We start from the raw sequence: 3710 nt of genomic DNA, 5'->3' as shown, positions 1-3710 counted from the left end.
CGCTGGGGTTTTTGCACGATGTGCGCGCCTACGAAGTGTCCTTGCTCTCCAGCATCGATTTTTCAGACGTTCTGATGCAGGGCATGTTGTCCTTGCTGCTGTTTGCCGGTGCATTGCATGTGGACTTGAGTGCGCTGCGGCAATACCGCTGGCAAATCGGCGTGCTCGCGGTGGTGGGCACCGTGCTTTCTACCGCTGTGGTGGGTTTGGCAATGTGGTGGATTTTGCCTTGGCTGGGCTTTTCCATCCCCTTGATTTACTGCTTGCTTTTTGGCGCCTTGATTTCACCGACCGACCCGATTGCGGTGATGGGCATATTGAAATCATCCAACGCCCCCAAAAATTTGGAGTTGGTGATCACGGGTGAATCCTTGTTCAACGATGGCGTAGGCGTGGTGATTTTCTCGTTGCTGCTGGGTGTGCTGGCCAGCGGCGAGGTGCCCACTTGGCAGCAGGGTGCTCAATTGCTGGCGCTTGAGGCCGGTGGCGGCTTGCTGTTGGGGCTGGTGTTGGGGTACATCACCTTTCGTTTGTTGCGCAGCATTGACCAATACCAAGTCGAGGTCTTGATCACCCTGGCCGCCGTGATGGGTGGCGACACCTTGGCCACCCACTTGCACGTGTCTGGCCCGCTGGCCATGGTCGTGGCGGGCCTGATGATCGGCAACCAAGGCCGGGCCTTGGCCATGTCCGACACCACCCGCCATCACGTCGATTTGTTTTGGGAATTGTTGGACGAAATCCTCAACGCCGTGCTCTTTGTTTTGATTGGCATGGAAGTGGCTGTGATCCACTTTGCGCTAGACCTGTTCATGGCCGCCGTGGTCACCATCTTGATCACGCTGCTCGCACGCTGGTTGACGGTCGGCTTGCCCGTCAAGTTGCTGCGGCGTGTGTTTCGACTGCCCAAGGGCGCGGGCTTCATGTTGACCTGGGGGGGCTTGCGCGGCGGTATTTCTGTGGCGTTGGTCTTGTCTCTGCCAGCAGGGCCTTCGCGAGAAGTTTTGCTGGCGCTCACCTATTGCGTGGTGGTGTGGTCTATCCTTGGACAAGGGCTGACGATCAGCCGAGTGGCCAAGCGCGTCGTTCAAACACAAGACTGATGGAACCCAAGAGTCAATTCACGCGCAGCTTGTGTGGGGCATGCCCGCACACGCCTGATGCCCGCACAAGCAAAGCCTGCAAATCGGGCAATACACAGCAAGATGGAAAACACGATGGCCTTCAAAATTTTTGAATTTGGACAATCCCTGCCGGGCTATGAAGTTCGGGTGCTCAATGAGCGCGCAGTGCGGGCGAGTGCAGGCATTCTTTTTGCTGTGGCCATGGTCACTTTCATGCAAGCTTTGCTGCTCGGCAACTTCAAGCCTACGCAGGTGTTTGTGGTGGCCTTCCTGATCGAATTTGGCATGCGTTTGTTCGTCAACCCCCGCTGGGCGCCCGCCATGATTTTGGGTCAGTGGGTGGTGCGCGGCCAGATGCCCGAGTACGTGGGTGCGCCGCAAAAACGCTTTGCCTGGAGCCTGGGTTTGGTGCTGGGCTTGTCCATGTTTTATTTGATCGTGCTGCAAGGCGTGGTCGGCCCCATCAACATGTTGGTGTGTGGCACCTGTTTGCTCTTGCTGTTTTTTGAATCGGCCTTTGGCATTTGCCTGGGTTGCAAATTGCACGACTTGCTGCGCCCACAAACAGCCCAGTTGTGTCCCGGTGGCGCGTGCGCTTACACGCCACTCTCAGGTGCTGGTGGTCAGTGGGGCCATCTGGTGGTGTTGGTGGTTTTTGCGTTGGTGATGGTGGGGGTAGGGCGTTGGGTCAGCCATGCGCCCGATGTGCGGGGCATGCACCACCCCAATGTGCATGGGCAGCCTGCTGCCTCTCCAGCCAACGCCCCAGGCGCATCCTCAACCCTTGCGCCAGCATCCGGGGCTGAGGCTGAGGCTGCGCGTTGCACGGTGCCCGAATTTGCCAAAGCCATGGGCCACGAAGCCATCTGGAAAAAGCACAACGGTTGCCTGTGAGTCCCTTCCTCGTTTACCTTGCCCCCTTTGCTTCGGTGGTGCTGGCGCTGCTGGTGGCGGTGCCCATTGTCGGGGCGCTGTGGGCGGTGAGCGCGCAAGCGCTGGACGCGGCAGCTTGGCAAGCTTTGTGGGTTGATCCGCAAACCTTCCGCGCTTGGGGCATGACGCTGTGGACCGGTTTGGCCTCGACCGCCTTGGCGTGGATCACGGTAGCGCATGTGCTGGCCAGCGGCTTCATTCGCCATCAGTTGGGGCGTTGGCTGTCGCACTTGCCTGCATTGCTGGCCACGCCGCACGCGGCCATGGCCATTGGGCTGGTGCTGTGGTTGTCACCCAGCGGCTGGGCGCTGCGGCTGCTGTCGCCGGGCCTCACGGGTTTTGACGCACCTCCGCCCTGGCTCACCACGCAAGACCCGTGGGGCCTGGGGCTGATCCTTGCGCTGTGGCTCAAAGAGGTGCCGTTTTTGCTGTGGGTGGCCGCCACCCAAATGCAGCGCGAAGACCTGCGCCGCCGCTGGCAAGCCGAATACGCCTTGGCCCAAACCCTGGGCCGCACCCCTGCACAAGCCTTTGCGCAAATCATCTGGCCACAACTGGCCCCGCGCCTGCGCTGGCCGCTGCTCGCGGTGCTGGCCTATGGCCTCACGGTGGTCGACATGGCGCTCATCATCGGCCCCGCATCACCGCCCACCTTGGCGGTGCTGGCTTGGCAATGGCTGAGTGATGCCGACCTGCTCACGCAATCGCAAGGCGTGGCGGCAGCGGGGTGGTTGACGGGCACGGTGTTGGTGGCGGGCGTGTTGATGGTGGTGGCGTTGCGAGTGGTCGCGGTCATGCGCCCATTCGCGAGCAGGTGCAAGCGCCCACAGAAAACCCCGCCATGGCTTCTGCATTTTTGTAGGAGGCTGCCCCTGCAGCCGAATCTCATGTGGACCACCATCCTCGCCGCCTACATCGCCGTCTGGTTCGCCCTGACCGTGGGCAGTGTCTCGGGCGTGTGGCCTTTCCCCCAAGTGTGGCCCGAGCTGTGGACGCTGGGCGCCTGGCAACAAGTGGCCAGCAGCGCGCACACCGTGTGGACCACGTTGGGCCTGGGCGTGGCGTCGGCCAGTGTGTGTTTGCTGTGGTCGGTGGCTTGGCTGGAGCTGGCCCCGCGCCGCTGGCAGCAGGCCTTGCAACCCTGGTTCTTGTTGCCGCTGGTCTTGCCTTCGGTGCTGTGGGTGGTGGGCTTGTACAGCCTGGCGCTGCACACCCGCCTCGAAGGCCAATGGCTGGGCCTGAGCCTGGCGCACGCGGTCATGGTCTTGCCCTATGTGCTGCTGGCGCTGGTGCCCGCGTATCAGGCGGTGGACCCGCGCCAAGCCGCGCTGGTGGCCAGCTTGGGCCATGGCCGCTGGGTGTATCTGTGGCGTGTGAAGTGGCCATTGCTCCAACGCGCCATCGCCTCGGCTTGGGCGGTGGGCTTTGCGGTCAGCGTGGCGCAATACCTGCCCACGCTCTATGTGGGCGCGGGCCGCTTTGCCACCGTCACCACCGAAGCCGTCACCTTGGCTGCGGGCGCGCAACGCTCGCTCATGAGCGCCTACGCCGCGCTGCAAATGCTCTTGCCCATTGCCGCCTTTGCGCTGGCCGCGTGGTTGGGTAGGCCCCGCCGATTTGAGAAGATCGCCCCCATGAAAGCCACACCATGAC

At 62.1% G+C, this 3710-nt stretch carries 3 protein-coding genes; all 3 read left to right on the top strand.

Annotated elements, in window-relative coordinates; translation table 11 throughout:
• Positions 1-1103 (top strand): sodium:proton antiporter (locus Q0341_RS08735; RefSeq protein WP_299512209.1); only part of this gene is annotated, 1103 nt, incomplete at its 5' end.
• Between the two features lie 114 nt (positions 1104-1217).
• Positions 1218-2018, top strand: coding sequence for a DUF4395 domain-containing protein (locus tag Q0341_RS08730; RefSeq protein ID WP_299512207.1), 801 nt, complete (start codon positions 1218-1220; stop codon positions 2016-2018).
• A complete protein-coding gene (locus tag Q0341_RS08725) occupies positions 2015-3709 on the top strand; it encodes an ABC transporter permease (protein ID WP_299512204.1) in 1695 nt (564 codons plus the stop codon). The genes Q0341_RS08730 and Q0341_RS08725 overlap by 4 nt, the downstream gene beginning before the upstream one ends.
• The last annotated feature ends 1 nt before the right edge of the window (position 3710 follow it).

It is taken from the genome of uncultured Limnohabitans sp., assembly GCF_937889215.1.
Classification (GTDB): Bacteria; Pseudomonadota; Gammaproteobacteria; order Burkholderiales; family Burkholderiaceae_C; genus Limnohabitans_A.
This window is presented reverse-complemented; position numbering and strand designations above follow the sequence as displayed.

What these genes read in the sequence shown, in the direction of transcription:
- Q0341_RS08730 (WP_299512207.1), top strand. Translation starts at nt 1,218, where the DNA reads ATGGCCTTCAAAATTTTTGAATTTGGACAATCCCTGCCGGGCTATGAA.